General features: G+C 51.8%; 7 protein-coding genes. All 7 read right to left on the bottom strand.

Going from position 1 to position 15,650, the window contains the following annotated elements; all coding sequences use genetic code 11:
* Positions 1-14: 14 nt before the first annotated feature.
* The 7 genes from ACEPST_RS11205 to ACEPST_RS11175 all read right to left on the bottom strand — a co-directional run bounded on the left by ACEPST_RS11205 (position 15) and on the right by ACEPST_RS11175 (position 15,649).
* Positions 15-1,547, bottom strand: a complete 1,533-nt coding sequence (locus ACEPST_RS11205; RefSeq protein ID WP_204121793.1) for a glycosyltransferase family 4 protein — start codon at positions 1,545-1,547, stop codon at positions 15-17.
* A 12-nt stretch (positions 1,548-1,559) separates the two neighbouring features.
* Entirely contained in the window at positions 1,560-3,077 is a 1,518-nt protein-coding gene (gene asp1 / locus ACEPST_RS11200) for an accessory Sec system glycosyltransferase Asp1 (protein WP_204121794.1), read from the bottom strand.
* Positions 3,078-3,101: 24 nt separating this feature from the next.
* Positions 3,102-3,305: a hypothetical protein gene (locus ACEPST_RS11195; RefSeq protein WP_125763137.1), complete on the bottom strand. Its 204-nt coding sequence runs from the start codon at positions 3,303-3,305 to the stop codon at positions 3,102-3,104.
* A 14-nt stretch (positions 3,306-3,319) separates the two neighbouring features.
* Positions 3,320-4,960, bottom strand: coding sequence for a glycosyl transferase family 1 (locus ACEPST_RS11190; RefSeq protein WP_395390831.1), 1,641 nt, complete (start codon positions 4,958-4,960; stop codon positions 3,320-3,322).
* Between the two features lie 523 nt (positions 4,961-5,483).
* Positions 5,484-13,091: a KxYKxGKxW signal peptide domain-containing protein gene (locus ACEPST_RS11185; protein ID WP_395390829.1), complete on the bottom strand. Its 7,608-nt coding sequence runs from the start codon at positions 13,089-13,091 to the stop codon at positions 5,484-5,486.
* A gap of 858 nt (positions 13,092-13,949) precedes the next feature.
* Positions 13,950-14,849 carry an RluA family pseudouridine synthase gene (locus ACEPST_RS11180; RefSeq protein WP_204121797.1) on the bottom strand — a complete coding sequence of 300 codons (900 nt, stop codon included), beginning with the start codon at positions 14,847-14,849 and terminating at the stop codon, positions 13,950-13,952.
* Positions 14,846-15,649: an NAD kinase gene (locus tag ACEPST_RS11175; protein ID WP_204121798.1), complete on the bottom strand. Its 804-nt coding sequence runs from the start codon at positions 15,647-15,649 to the stop codon at positions 14,846-14,848. Before ACEPST_RS11175 ends, ACEPST_RS11180 begins: the two co-directional genes overlap by 4 nt.
* Position 15,650 lies beyond the last annotated feature (1 nt).

Raw genomic sequence — 15,650 nt, 5'->3', positions numbered from 1 at the left:
TAAAGCTACGATACCTAAGCCTCAACAGCTTCGTCAGTCTTTTCCTTAAAGTAAGTCAACAAGGCTTGCCACTGCTTAAACACCGCCTCCTCGGAGTAACGCTTGGCATTTTCATAAGCGGCTTCACTGTAAGCCGCCAATTCATCCTGATTGCCCAATAGATCCAGCATGGCATCTGCCAGGCCCTGCACGTCGCCATCGGTCGTCAAGCGGCCACTGACGTTGTTGTCGATGATGTCGCTAGGTCCGTACTTCACGTCGTTGGCCACCATCGGCAACCCGTGTGACTGGGCTTCCAGCAGCATCAGGGAGAACCCTTCCGCCCGACTTGGGAGTAGCCCTAATTGTGCCCGGTCATAAACGGCCGCAATATCGTGCGTGTAGCCCTTGAAGCTCACCACGTTGGTCAAGCCGAGGTCCGCCGCCTCCTGCTTGAAGGTCTTCCCAATGTCACCGTTGGCGTAACCCCAGAGTTCCAACCGCGCATCCGGGAACTTCTGGTGGACCTGGGCAAAGGCCTGAATCGAATGGTTTTGTTGCTTTTCAGGGGCCAACCGTGCCACGTGAACGACCAGATGCTTCTGGCGTTGGCCAAAGGCTTGATGCGTCTCTGCCAACTGTTCATCCGTCACGAAGCCCACGGGAATCGTAAAGGCCGGAATTGCCTTGCCGAACCGGTCCTCGATGTCCTGTGACTGTTCCGGCGTCGAGGAAATCACGGCGTCCCACTTGTCCCAGTTCATCAGGGCATTTTGATAGTTGTTGTTCAGTGGCGAATGCAGCATGTCGCTAGGGTCCGCCACGTGGTCGTTGTGCAGGTGAAGCACTCGGAACGCCGGCGTCTGCATGTTGAAGAGCGCCCAGTCACATTCCACCGTCCGGTCACAGATGTAGACGTTCTGCTCGCCGTTGTCGTTCAATTCGTCGTAGAAGAACCGCGTCAAGGCGCTCATGCCGTTGAAGACCCAGTCGCGGTTCCGGTAGTTCAGGACACGCCAGCTGAGGTGTTCTTTGCCAGCCCGGTTCAACAGGTGACACTTTTCGATGTGCACCAGTCCATCCGGCCCATAGTACTGTTCCTGAACAATTTTGCCGTCCCAGTCAAAGAGCTGTTCGAGACACTTGAAGCCCCGGACGTCCCACCAGACCATCTTGAGCGTCCGCCCATTCACGTCGAAATACTGGATGTTACTGATGTCATCGGACCCCTGCCGCAGGTAAATGATCATTAACATTTTCCCTTGGGCAAACACCTGAATCTGGTTGTCCTTACGGGTCTGCGTCGTGTTACTTGGCAGTGAAAATTCATTCAAGGAGAATCGCTGCGTTGGCACGTCTGCGCTGCCACAGAAGTATTGGAAAAGATTCACAAACCCGGCCGGATCAATTCCCGCTTGGTCGATAATCTTGGAGAGTTCCATGGAGAAGACCCGCGTCACGATTTTGGCAGGCACCCCATTCTTCTCAAAGAGGTGGAGCCGGTTGATTTCAGCGTGTTCAATCCCTGATTTTGAGTACTGCATATTGTCGTTTAAAAAGTAATACATAGCTGCTCCCTCCTACGCCTGTAATAAGCGTTGCCAGCGGTTCCAAACTTTCCGTTGCGTCCAGTTCTGATGGGCACTGTCATAGGCTGCTTGGCTCAAGTCCGCTAGCTTGGTGTCGTCCGTGAAGAGTTCCCGAATCTTGTCGGCCATAGCCAGTGAGTTCCCACGATCAATCAGACAACCGTTAACGCCGTCCTTGATGAACGCGCTTGGTCCATAGTTGAACGGATAAGTGATCACGGGAATCGCGTGGTCCATGGCTTCTTGCATCGCCATCGGGGCCCCATCGGCATAGGACATGTTGACCAACAGTTGATACTGGTCGTAGTGGTCCGCCATCCGCGGGTCGTAATCCTTAAAGGACACGCTGTCGTTGAGTTTCAGTTCATCGACTACGCCGGCCATCTGTTGCATGAACTCTGGTGCGCCGTAGCCGTACAGGTCAAAGGTCGCATCCTTGATCTGATTCTTAACCAGTGCAAACATCCGTAATAATTGTTCGATCTGCTTGTCCGGCGCAATCCGCCCGACGTAGAGCAGGCTGTGGGGCCGTCGTTGAATCTGGGCCACAGCTGCCTCGCGTTCCTTGGAAAGTGGCACCGTCGTCACGGCTGGAATCGCCGTGACCTGGGCCTGGGCATAACGTTGTCGCAGGTGTTCCGCCTGTTGCTCCGTTGGGGTAATAAACCCATCGAAGTGGCTGAAGTGTTCAAAGGCTGGTTCTAAGAAGCCATCCAGCTTGCCGTGAATCGGATCATTCGGGTCAACGGCGTGGTTGATGGGAATGTAGACGTACTTGTGTGAGCTGTCGTTGAGTGCCAGTAAGGGCTGCACCCCGGTCCCAGGACGGTCGCTGATAAAGGTGGTCGTCTCGCTGTCTTGGTTGCTGAGTTCGGCCAGGAAGAAGACGAAGAGGTCGTCGATGTTCTGGAAGAACAGGTCGCCGCGGCCCCGGTAATCCTTCAGAATCATCCGGGAGGTCAATGGGTTCCCATTGGTATCGGGCACAAAGAATTGTTCCAACGTCGTCTTGCCGGTTGGCGTGTAGTAGCGTTGTAAGATCAATTTGCCATTCTGCCCGAAGTACTGGGTGGCTGACTTGAACCCCCGCCAGTCCCAGAGGTTGGTTTCAATCACGTTGCCCTGGCCGTCAAAGAACTCTTGGTAGAAGACCCGGCCAACGGTGCCGGGAATGAAGCCGACATTGCTGGTGGGCGTATCGCCTTCCAACACCTGACTGAAGTTCGCGCCAACAATGACTTCTGAAGACAGTGGCAGGTTCAAATCATCGGTGTGCAAGACTTTTTCGGTAGTTAGATCCGTGGCTTCTTGGAAGAAATCAAACATGTTAACGATTTCATTATCAGCCACATCAAACGTCTTGATGGTTTGGTGGATCAACCGGTCGTAGGTCTTGGTCACAATCTTAGCGGGCCGTTTGTAATGGTTAAACAGCTTCACGCGGTTCATCGCCGTGTGCTCCACGCTTGAATTCTTTTGTAAGATGTATTCATTAATAAAATAGAACATCGTTCCACTCCAATCTGTTTTTGCTTACTCTTCCCAGGGGTACTTGCCGTCAGCGTTTTTCTTGGTATGCTTCATCATATGCTCAGTTCGCTCATCCATGCGTTTGCGCGTTTTCTTGCGGTTCCGCCACCGGAACACCAGCACGAGTACGCCCACCACTACGTAGATCATCATCCGGATTGCAAATTGGACTTTCTTATACGCAAAGACTGTGGTTAATACTGCCATCGTGTCAGCTCCTCTCAGTAAGTGTCGTTGTAGTAGTTAATGAGTCCCGATAAGAAATGCTCGCAATCATCGATTCGGGTACGGAAATGGTCGTGTCGGGCGAAGAAGCCCCCCACAAATTTGGCTGGTGCGTAGAAGTACATGGCCAGTTCAGGTTGAAACGCGCCCGTTGCTAATTCATGTTCCGCACGCATTTTCCAGGCCCGCCGTAACCGAATCAGGTCATAGGGTTCTAGTAAGTCGGCATTCCCCGTCTTCTTGATGATGTCGGTCATTTTAACGGCCGCATTCAGTAGCTCTAGCAACGTTGGATAAGCGGTGTCCCGCGCCTCGATGAAGGCTAAGTGACTGTACACGTTCTTCAATCCCAGCCGCATGTAGTCCCGATTGTCAGGCAAAATCTGTAGCGCCTCGTTCACCGCATATGAGATCCAGTGATCATGGTACTTGCCATAGTCGTTGGCCACCATGAAGTCTAAAGACTGTTGCACGGTGTCCAGCACCTGTTCGTCATGGGTCAGCTCGTACAACCGTGCCAGAGCGAAGGTGATTTCTCCTTCATAATAGATGATACGGAAGGCATCCTTAACGGTTAGATCCGTGTTCAAGACGTGGTTGAACCGGCCGGATGCTTGGCGAAAGGCCACGACCCCGTTAAATACCTGCTGGGCCTGGGGTAAGAAGGTCTCATCATGGGCGACCTCTTGGTATTTACAAAGCGCCAGAATCAGCATTGCTTGCGCGCCCAGCTTGATTTCGTCTGGCCCCTGCTTCCGGTGTTCCACCGCGAACAAGGCATCGTCCTTCGTTAACGTTAATTCTTGCAGTCCCCACTGTAAAGCATCCTTCACTTTGGCCAAATCGGCAACGTTGCCGGTAAACTCAACCGCTTCCAATAGTGCGTAAATCGACGAGAAATGCCGCACGCTGTTATAGCTACTTAGGATTCGCTGGAGCCCGGGGTAGTAGCCGTAAATAAACTGACCACTATCTTTGATTTGACGCGCCAGGAAGGCTTCTCCTTGAACTAAGTAATCACGTAACTCTTGTCGTGGATTAACTAATTGGCGAATTCCCTTTTCACCAGTTTCGCTGTCATTCAAGTGCCAAATACTTTGGCCATCGCTGAAGATGCCGGACGTGGTGAACACCCATACTTGCTGGGCCTGTGCGATGTCGATATCCAGCGACCCATTCCGCCGTTTCAAGTACTTGCTGATGTGGGGGTAGTCGATCCAAGTAGCTGAAGGGTTCTTCCCAATCTTGTGGTCCTTCCCGGGCTTAAAGAATTCATGGCCGTTGATTTCCATCTCCAGCAGTGCTGTGTGGAAAGCCTCATCGAAGCTAATGCCCCGGCGCCAGTAATTCATGCGCGACATCTCGGCCAGCTCCTGTTGAACGGTCGCTAATGGTAACTGCTGGATGGCATGCACCACTTCAATCCGGATCCAACCATCTTGCGGTGCCCCCGCTAGTAGTTTCTCCGCGTCTGTCCAAGCACGATTAAAGCTGGATGCCCGAATGAATTGAACGTCGGCCCGATGTCGTCGATCTGAAATCGATACGGCTAGCGTCGTCAATCCCGTGGCGTGATCCTGCAAATTTCCTAAATCCTGCACGGCCTCTTTGAAGTCTTTGATCAATGCTTTTTTCATTGGCAAGGAAGCCCCCTTCTTCATTACTTACTTTGGTGCTAAATGGTTTAATCGATCAAGGCGATAACCATTACCTGGTTAGATAATCATCATTGAATTATAGCTTGTTTGGTTTATTCTCTGTACAAATTCATGTTAACACAAATTCACCATACGCACTATTGTTTTTTTACATTTTTCATTCAAATTACATTATCTTATCATTATTTATTAATCAACTGATAGAGCGGTGAATAAAATGCTGATATATCAGTGTTTATCTGAATCAAGAGCCGTATTTATGTCGCCATTGATTGCTCACTTTACGAACAAACTGCGATGATAAGTTTTATTATACCGCAACATCTATCACGAAGCTTAATTTACGCTTAACTATCCACATTTTAATTTGTGTGAGGACTATTTAATTGATGAATTCAAACTTTTTCAGACAGCAAAAAAGCACGCCTAATTTTTTTAGACGTGCTCTTTGCTGATCGGTAGTGCGGCAGATTTATTTTTAAATCAGTCACCCTACTTTTTGTTAATTGTCGTGCTTGCCACGTTTGCCGAAGTACCACCATGAGCCACCAGTTACTGCGGCGATGGCAGCGGCAATTGCTCCCCAGAGAGTCGTGTGGTTGCTATCCGCTGATTTAACTGCGGAGTCCCCATCAGTCGCTGAGTCTGCGGCGTTACCACTCGTGGTGCCAGACTTGTCGCCCGTCTTGTCGCTAGCTGATTTATCAGTAGCAGCCTTGTCACTGGCAGACTTGTCGCTGCTGTCTGCTGGACTTGCTGCCGTATCAGCTACCGTAGCTGGTGAGCTAGCAGTCAAATCAACCATTGGTGCAGTGCCCGCAGCCGTGTTCGCAGCGCCACCGTAATTCAAGGTTGTTGCTGCAACCGGCGTCGTGCCTGAACCCGTGTTAGTCGTTGTGCCAGTTGCGCCAGTGCCACTACCAGAACCTGAACCCGTTCCAGTGCCAGAACCGCTACCGGAACCTGAGCCTGATCCACTGCCTGACCCTGAACCGTTGCCAGAACCTGAACCATTTCCAGAATCGCCCTCGTTTCCAGTTTGTTCAGAATCAGAGTCGCTATCACTGTCAGAGTCGCTGTCAGAATCGGAACCGCTATCGGAGTCGGAGTCGCCACCGTTGTTGGATCCATCACCACCGCCAGAACCTGAGTCGCTGTCGGAGTCCGAGTCACTGTCGCTATCTGAGTCACTGTCGCTGTCTGAGTCGCTATCGGAATCGCTGTCGCTGTCAGAATCTGAGTCACTGTCGGAATCAGAATCACTGTCGCTATCTGAGTCACTGTCGGAATCTGAGTCGCTGTCGCTGTCAGAGTCTGAATCACTGTCGCTGTCAGAATCACTGTCAGAGTCTGAGTCACTGTCGCTATCTGAGTCACTGTCAGAGTCTGAGTCACTGTCAGAGTCTGAGTCACTGTCAGAGTCTGAGTCACTGTCGGAGTCCGAGTCACTGTCGCTGTCTGAGTCACTGTCGGAATCGGAATCACTGTCGCTGTCAGAGTCACTGTCGGAATCTGAATCACTGTCGCTGTCTGAGTCGCTATCGGAATCAGAGTCGCTATCGGAATCAGAGTCACTGTCGGAATCTGAATCACTGTCGCTGTCTGAGTCACTGTCGGAATCGGAGTCGCTGTCGGAATCCGAATCACTGTCGGAATCGGAGTCACTGTCGGAGTCGGAATCGCTGTCGGAGTCTGAGTCGCTATCAGAGTCTGAGTCACTGTCGGAGTCTGAGTCACTGTCGGAATCGGAATCACTGTCGGAGTCCGAGTCACTGTCGGAATCAGAATCACTGTCGCTGTCTGAGTCGCTATCGGAGTCTGAATCGCTGTCAGAGTCTGAATCACTGTCGCTATCTGAATCGCTGTCGGAGTCTGAGTCACTGTCGGAGTCCGAGTCACTGTCGGAGTCTGAGTCACTGTCGGAATCGGAATCACTGTCGGAGTCCGAGTCACTGTCGGAATCAGAATCACTGTCGCTGTCTGAGTCGCTATCGGAATCGCTGTCGCTGTCGGAATCGCTGTCGCTGTCGGAATCGCTGTCAGAGTCTGAGTCACTGTCGCTATCTGAATCACTATCGGAATCACTGTCGGAGTCTGAATCGCTGTCGCTGTCAGAGTCACTGTCGCTGTCGGAATCGCTGTCAGAGTCTGAGTCACTGTCGCTATCTGAATCACTATCGGAATCACTGTCGGAGTCTGAATCGCTGTCGCTGTCAGAGTCACTGTCGGAGTCGGAATCACTGTCACTGTCAGAGTCGCTGTCAGAGTCTGAGTCGCTGTCGGAATCTGAATCGCTGTCGGAATCTGAATCGCTGTCGCTGTCAGAGTCACTGTCGGAATCTGAGTCGCTGTCGCTGTCAGAATCGCTGTCGGAGTCTGAGTCACTGTCGGAGTCGGAATCACTGTCGCTGTCAGAGTCACTGTCGGAGTCTGAGTCACTGTCAGAGTCTGAGTCACTGTCGGAATCTGAGTCGCTGTCGGAATCGGAATCACTGTCGCTATCGGAGTCACTGTCGGAGTCTGAATCACTGTCAGAGTCTGAGTCGCTATCGGAATCAGAGTCACTGTCGGAATCGGAATCACTGTCGCTGTCAGAATCGCTGTCGGAGTCTGAGTCACTGTCGGAGTCGGAATCACTGTCGCTGTCAGAGTCACTGTCGGAGTCTGAGTCACTGTCAGAGTCTGAGTCACTGTCGGAGTCTGAATCACTATCGGAATCAGAATCACTGTCGCTGTCAGAGTCACTGTCGGAATCTGAGTCGCTGTCGCTATCGGAATCACTGTCAGAGTCTGAATCGCTGTCGGAGTCTGAGTCACTATCGGAGTCTGAATCACTGTCGCTGTCAGAGTCACTGTCGGAGTCTGAATCACTATCGGAATCAGAGTCACTGTCGGAATCTGAGTCGCTGTCGGAGTCGGAGTCACTGTCGGAGTCTGAGTCACTGTCGGAATCGGAATCGCTGTCGCTATCAGAATCACTGTCGGAGTCACTGTCGGAATCGGAGTCACTATCGGAATCAGAGTCGCTGTCGGAATCTGAATCGCTGTCGCTGTCGGAGTCTGAATCACTGTCGCTATCAGAATCACTGTCGCTGTCTGAGTCTGAATCACTATCGGAGTCGGAATCACTGTCGCTATCAGAATCACTGTCGGAATCTGAATCACTGTCGCTGTCAGAGTCACTGTCGGAGTCGGAATCACTGTCGGAGTCCGAATCACTGTCGGAATCGGAGTCACTGTCGCTGTCAGAGTCACTGTCGGAGTCCGAATCGCTGTCGCTATCTGAGTCGCTGTCGCTATCTGAGTCACTGTCAGAGTCGGAATCGCTGTCGCTATCTGAGTCACTGTCGGAATCGGAATCACTATCGCTATCTGAGTCACTGTCGCTGTCACTATCCGAATCTGAATCACTTTCGCTATCGGAATCACTATCCGAATCCGTATCTGCAGCAATAGCCATGTTTGCATATGACTGTGCGTCAGAAGCGGCGCTAGAAGCATGATCCTTGGCAGTTTGAGCAGCAGCGGCGGCTGATGAAGCTTCGGCTGCGTAACTTGATGCTGCAGCGTTATCACTAGCTGCTTCGGCTGATGAAGCATTGGCGTGAGCCGTTGAAGCAGCGGCGGCGGCTGACGAAGCCTCGGCTGCAGCAGAAGTTGCTGTCGATGCGGCCGTTGCAGCTTCAGCAGCGTAACTAGAAGCCGTTGACCCCTTCACTGCGTAATCCGTAGACAGATCTGCGTAGGAGTTAGCCACACTTGCGTATTGACCAGCTTCGTTTGCGGCATCAGCTGCTAAGCTTGCTGATGATGAAGCCGCATCAGTTTGCGTCGTGTTAACTGTCAGGTAGGCCTGACCCAGGGACATGGTCGTGCTACCACTGGTCACAACAAGTGTGTAGTACCCTTGGTTACCAGCCGTCGCACCCGTCAAGTTCAGAGTTTCACTGGTTTGACCAGTTAACTTCTGGCCTTGGCTACCGGCCGTTGCGGAATAGTACCACTGGTATGAAACCTTTGTGCCATCACTTGTCGTATCCATTTCTGGTGACCAGGTCAAATCGTCGCCGGCGTTAACCGCATGATCAGCTAAACCATTACCGATGGTCACATCTTTGCTGGCTGAGAATGAAGTCCCATCAGCATTGGTGATTGTCGCTGTAATCGTAATTTTCCCAGCGGAGGCTGCGGACGTTGGCGTTACCGTCCCATCAGCACTGACTGTGGCAATGGATTCGTCGCTACTAGTCCAAGTGATGTCCCCAGTGGCGTTGCCAGGATTGGTCGTTGCCGTGAAGACCCCTTCAGTTTGCGTATCTGAGCCATTCAGGATGTAATCATCCCCGGCAATGGTGATACCCGTGGCAGCAATTTCACTGTCGTAAACGTCGACCTGGGCTAAGTTACTGTAAAAGTCCCCAGTTACCGTATTAGTTCCTAAGAAACCAGCGCCTGATTGGAACAGCAGCGAACCAGTAAAGTCTTCGCTCGTTGTCACCGTCAGCGTGCTGGAAGCGGTTGCTAGCCCAGCGTACCACGGCGTGTTGTCTTTGACCGTATAAGTGGCAATTTCTTTTCCACTCGCATCGTTAATACTACCTGATGACCCTTTAAGTGTTACCCACTTACCATTGATCTGCGTATACCAAGTCGTTGAGTGACTGATGTTAATGGCACCCAGACCCGTTTTGGCAGTCGAAGTTAAGCTAATCGTCTTGCCAGAAGTGGTTGAGGTAACGGCAGTCGGCTGTTGTGTAAACCCACCAGAGACAACCATTCCTAACAGAACAAAAGCATCCCCTGATGGTTTCCCTTTATACTTACCCAAGTTATTGGAATAAAGCACCGCGTAACTAGCAGCTTCAGTCGCAGCAGCGGCGGCTACCGTGGCTTCAGAAGCTAACTGGCTGGCAGAAACCAATTCTGCATCAGCGGCAGTAGAGTATTCACTGGCTGCGGCGAAGCTTCCTGCGGCAACTGCGGATGAGGCCGCTGCCATGTAACTGTTGGCGTCGTTGGTGGCTGCATCGGCAGCAGCGGCGGCGTACTGCGCGTCCTGTGCGTACGCAGCAGCGGCAGCCGTGTAAGAACCACCCAGACTAGTATTTTCTGTCATCGTAGCGGCTAAGGAAGCAGCGATGGATCCCGCTGCTTGTGCACTGGTAGCAGCGGCAGCATCAATGACAGCCGTTGAAGCCGCACTGACACTAACTGCTGAGGATTGACCATCCACAATGATCTTGGTTGCTTCAGCAGCTGCGGAAGCACCAGAACTAGCAGCTTCGGTCGCCCATTTGAGATACGTTTTGGCGTTAGCTGCGGCGGTTGAGGCATCGGCTAAGCTACCAGCTGCCGCATGGGAAGCCGCTTCACTTGCCTTGACAGCAGCCATTGACGCGTTGCTTGCTGCATCCGTATTGGCAGCGATAGCAGCCGCATTAGCTGCAGAGGCCGCTTCTTGATACAGCGGTGCTGAAGCAAATGCGTTGGCAGCATCGGCCGCATTGGAGTTGGCAATGTTGGCTTGATCAAGTGCCTGACTGGCCGCACCAGCGGCAGCGGCAGCGTAACTGGAAGCCAAGTAATTAGCAGCGGCTTCTTGCTTTTGAGCAGCCGTGTAGGTATCTGCCACTAATCTCGTCGCATCTGCAGCGGCAGAAGTCGTCAAGACACCGTATGAATCGGCATCTGCTTGTGCAGCAATCGCATCGAGTGCTGCGGATTGGGCAGCGGAGTAATTATTTTCCGCTTCATAAGAAGTTGCCAAACTGCTTGCACTGCTGGCAGCAGTAGCGGCCTTCACAGCCAACGCTGCGTAACTAGCCGTATCCTTCGTGTAGTTAGCCGCACTTCTAGCGTAATCTTGGACCGTAACGTCGGAAACAAGATCCGTCGTGCTGGCCAACAGGTCGTAAGCCGCATTGGCTGAGCTAGCCATTGAGGAAGCTAACGCAGCGGTCGCATCTGCAGCAGCGGCGGCACTCGAAGCTTGATCTGTGTAATTACCGTTGACGTCAGAAACGACAACCGTGATCACGTTGGAAGACGTTGAGAAGCTGGCTGTATGACTTGAAAAAGTACCTGACGCTTTCTTTTGCCCATTAACTTTCAAGTAGTAGTAATAGGTTCCAGCTGAAGTGTAGGTTGGCGTAAACGTCTGTGAAGTGGCCGTGGATGAGCTGGTTGAAGCAACCGTCCAATTCTTACCATCGGTTGATTCGTACCAAGTGTAAGTAGCTGAAGTAATCTTGTACTTCGATGTTCCAATGCCTATCGTGAAATCGTATGCCCCTAATGTCATAGAATTAGTCAACGTAACACTCTGGCCCACGCCCACCGCTGTCGATGAACTCGTCAGCGTGTTGGTCGTTCCACCAATGGCACTTGTATCTTCTTCTTCGTTTTCATCAATGCCTTGGGCGTCCGTTTCATAAGCTGCGGCCAAGGAAGCGGCACTAGAAGCGCCTTCTAAGTTCAAAGCAGCGTCGGAAGCAGCCGAACTAGCCACCCGAGCTAATGAAGCAGCGTCAGCGGCACTGGTTGCAGCGGCAGCCGTTGAAGCGGCTGAGCTGGCCAGGTTAGCGGAAGAGGTGACGGCTGCTGCAAATGACGCAGCGCTTTCCGCGTATTGAGCGGATTGGTCCCCTTTGTAGCCACTAGCTTCTGACGCAAACGAGTTGGCTGAACTGGCATAACCAGCGGCCAAAACTGCGCTTGAAGATGCCTTCACTGCTGAATCACTAACTGCCAGAGACGTTGCCGTCAGGGCAGCGGATTGGGCAGTTGAGTTCGCCGTGCTGGCCGCATTGTAAGCATCTAGTGCTTGACTAGAAATCCCATTGGCTGAGATCAGCGCGTCACTAGCTGCTTCGTAGTCCCCACTCAGAGCAGCGCTGTTAGCCACACTGTATTGGGCTTGGGCGTCGCCAGCTAAGGATGTTGCTAAGGATGAAGCGTTGGCTGCGTCTGAAGCGGCACTGTTGGCCGTTGCATAGGCCGCAACCGCCGCCGCGTTACTGGTATCGTATTGCGTGGCGTTGTAAGCGCTACTTGCGGCAGCGGCGGCAGCAATGGCTGCTTCGCTAGCTGCAGCAGCGGCTGAGAACGTTGGCAGGTTGGCACTGCTAACCATATCTTTCAAACCAACAGCGGCGGCTGATTTGGCAATCGCTGCGGTACTGGAAGCCAGGTTGGCGTATGACGTAGCGTTGCTTGCGGCTGATTTAGCTGCAGTCAAGGCTGACACGTAATTGTTCATTAAGCTGTCTGAATCGCCCATGCCATCAGCAACCGCTTGTTTGTAACCAGAAGCTAAACTGCTGTAGTAATGTGTTAATTCAGAAGCCGTGTCCGTCTTTGCTGCGTAGCTACTGGTTGCCGTGTAAGCGTTATTCACGTCACTCGTTGGTACCAGCGCTGCGTAACTACTAGCCGTCGTGGCACTGACCTTGGCAGCAGCGGCCGCACTAGCAGCGGCACTTGCATCGTTGTCAGCATCCGTGGCGACTTTTGTCTCGTCAGAAGTTCCCACCGTAACGGTATCGCTTTCAGCTACGGGCGTCACAACGGCCTTCTTAGTCGTCGCAACCTTCGCAACTGTCTTGGTCACGTTGGCACTCAATGTTACATCCGTCTTAACGTTGGCAGCGGCACTAGAAGCGATGCTCGCAGCGTCCGTCGTTGACGTTGCTGCACTAGTCGTAACAGCGCTAGTGGCGGTTGCCGTGGTGGCACTACTCGTGTTGCTTGATGATGAAGCAGCTGAACTGCTGGCGTCGGAAACCGATGCAGATTCAACTACCGCATTAGATGAAGCGCTTGAGGCTGATGAACTGGCAGCGCTAGTCTCGCTGCTCGCGTCAGCACTACTGGCTGTTGATTCGCTCTTCTGTTCCTGCTGATCCGCCACCGAACTTGTTGAACTGGCAGCTGATGTGGCGACTTTACTACTACTGGTTGCGTCATCCGTGCTCGTTGCATCCGCACTGGCTGACATCGTTCCTGCACCTAATAACGAAAAGGATGCCAATGCAGCGAAGACCCAGGTCTTCCCTACCTTGTACATCTTGTACCGTAATTTAGGGTCGCCGTTAAAAGCTTTATTCCGCATGAATTTCACTTTTAATCGTCCTCCTTAAAAGTTGTCTTTGTGATAGATGAGTGACAATCGCTACTCCTAGTGATTGAATTTCCCATAAATTAATTAGCTTACATTGAATGGTCTATACACATTTCCCTAATAAAGGGTCTCCCCTATAAACCATCCCCTGACAATTGCTATTCTAGCATAGATTTACTCTACGCACTGTTCTAAAGATAAATTTATTGATAATATTTCTAAGATTTCGCTAAAACTATGTTAATTGTTAAAACTATAACATCAAACTTCTTGCCGCCATTTTATCCGTAAAGTTAGAATTATTAAGCTGATAATCAGACTTTTTCCTGATTAGTTCAGTTTATAAATCGCGTTAAATCAGGATTTTTAAAGTGTTAATCAATTGTTACCTTTCTATCGTGCGATAAATACAGGGGTTATACCATTAACTGTTACAAATTCGTCAAAAGATATTCATAGTTCCTAAAAATTATATTTTGATGAAAATATTGTCCATACGACGATTTGTGCGCAAACGATTATTGGCCATTTTTGCGATCAAAAATCAAGCATTTAGTTTAGAAATCCTTAACTTTTCACGTAAATCAGTTTACTATCCACACACATTCTTTGAAGTGTAACATTAATATTCTTCGCAATTTTAACTATTTTATTCATCCGTCTATTAATCCATTTATATTTCAACTAGGCCGATGCCGCCTCAGGTCATCAGCTTTCAGAAACCGTTTTCATTACTAACTTGTCGAATTTCGACTAGTAACCTCCGTATAAACCACCAACAATTGGATATTTATCGACACAAAAATCCCGCCAACAGACTGCGTTGACGGGACCCTTTGACTAGATTGTTCAGTTTATAAGCTCGTTGGTGATAACCGCTGCCATGTCATCTGGCAGTGGTGCGTAACAGGTGATCCACTTACCCAAGAACGGCTGATAGAAGCGCAAACGCGCGCAGTGCAAGGCTTGACGGTGAATCCAGGGGTTGGTTTGTTTGCCGTACAACCAATCTCCCACTAGTGGGTGCCCAATCGACTGACAATGGACCCGAATCTGATGCGTTCGGCCGGTATGGAGCTTGAGGGCTAGTAAGGTGACCGAACGAGAACGTCCCCGAACCCAGAACTCCGTCTGAGCCGCGCGCCCATCTGGCCGGACGGTTCGTTTGATAAAGGAGTCCGCTGCCCGCCCAATTGGCGCGTCAATCAGCTGGTGATCCACGGAAATTCGGCCGGTCGCTAGCGCAATGTAGCGCTTGTCCAGCGCGTGATCCTTCAGCTGCTTATCCAGGATGGAATGGGCAAAGTGATGTTTGGCAAACAGCACCGCCCCACTGGTCTCCCGGTCCAAGCGCGTCACGATGTGGGTCACCGTGCTGGGCGCATGAATGGCCGTCAGGTGTCCTTTGACCCGATTAGCTAACGTATCATCTGGATACAGGTGCGACGGCACAGAGGCCATTTCAGCCGGCTTATTCACGACCAAGAAGTGCGGGTCCTCATAGAGGATGTCCAGCGGCTTAAACGAGGTCGCCACGTGGTCGTTGGCCGGTTCCGGTGGCAGCTGCAGCCCCACCGTTTGCCCTGGTTGCGCCATCGCAATCACCCGGACCTCGACCCCGTCCAGCGTGATGATGCCGCCGTGAAATTTCACGCGTTTCAAAAAGGTGCGGGTGACCCCGTGGGCCATCAGCACCGTGCGTACGTGGACCGGGCTCTCACCGGTCACTGTCCATTTAAAATTAATCATACGTTCTCCCGTCCGATGAAGGAAGCTTCGACCCGTTGCCAGAAATGGGTGTGCCGGTACTCAGCGAAGGCGATGCGTTGCCGCGCGATGCGGTACGAGATGGCCTTGATGGGCCGGCCCTCGATGCCGAGCTGATCACACATTAAGACGTTGTCGGTCGGGTCCGTGGGTTCGATGCGAATCCATTCGTCCGCTGGGATAATCAGGGGCGACCCCAATGTCCGGAAGACTAAATTGTTAATGGACGCAATCTCTGCCATTTGAATCGCGTTGAACCGTGGATTGAGCACTGCCCCACCCACGGACTTATTGTAGGCCGTGGAACCGGTCGGCGTCGAAATACACAGGCCATCCCCCCGAAAACTTTCGAAGAGTTCGTCCTTGATGTACACGTCGGCGACCATGGTCCCAGACACCTTTTTAATGGTGGATTCGTTTAAGGCCAGCGCCTGATCCGAGTGCGTGCCATCCGCGTAGTCGACCTGAATCGACAATAGTGGATAGCTCACGCTTTGCCCGTTGTCATCGGCTAAGCTGTCGACCAGCTCTTGGACCTCGAAGTCCCGCCAGTCGGTATAGAAGCCCAGGTGGCCGGTATGGATCCCGACAAAGCGGACCTTGTCGAGTCGGTCATTGTAATGGTGAAACGCGGATAGCAGCGTGCCATCCCCGCCGACCGTGACCACGATATCTGGGTTCAGACTATCGATGGTTACCCCCGCAGCCTCTAAGCCACGGTGCAGCGCCGTCGCCACCTTTTGTGAGGACGGGCCGTTATTACTAAAAATGGAAACCTTCATA

The organism is Levilactobacillus sp. FUA 3915 (genome assembly GCF_044053135.1).
Classification (GTDB): Bacteria; Bacillota; Bacilli; order Lactobacillales; family Lactobacillaceae; genus Levilactobacillus; species Levilactobacillus lanxiensis.
This window is presented reverse-complemented; position numbering and strand designations above follow the sequence as displayed.

Excerpts from the sequence above, each read along its gene's own strand:
- ACEPST_RS11180 (WP_204121797.1), bottom strand. The coding sequence starts at position 14,849 with ATGATTAATTTTAAATGGACAGTGACCGGTGAGAGCCCGGTCCACGTA.
- ACEPST_RS11190 (WP_395390831.1), bottom strand. The coding sequence starts at position 4,960 with ATGAAAAAAGCATTGATCAAAGACTTCAAAGAGGCCGTGCAGGATTTA.
- ACEPST_RS11185 (WP_395390829.1), bottom strand. The coding sequence starts at position 13,091 with ATGCGGAATAAAGCTTTTAACGGCGACCCTAAATTACGGTACAAGATG.
- ACEPST_RS11205 (WP_204121793.1), bottom strand. The coding sequence starts at position 1,547 with ATGTATTACTTTTTAAACGACAATATGCAGTACTCAAAATCAGGGATT.
- ACEPST_RS11175 (WP_204121798.1), bottom strand. The coding sequence starts at position 15,649 with ATGAAGGTTTCCATTTTTAGTAATAACGGCCCGTCCTCACAAAAGGTG.
- asp1 (WP_204121794.1), bottom strand. The coding sequence starts at position 3,077 with ATGTTCTATTTTATTAATGAATACATCTTACAAAAGAATTCAAGCGTG.
- ACEPST_RS11195 (WP_125763137.1), bottom strand. The coding sequence starts at position 3,305 with ATGGCAGTATTAACCACAGTCTTTGCGTATAAGAAAGTCCAATTTGCA.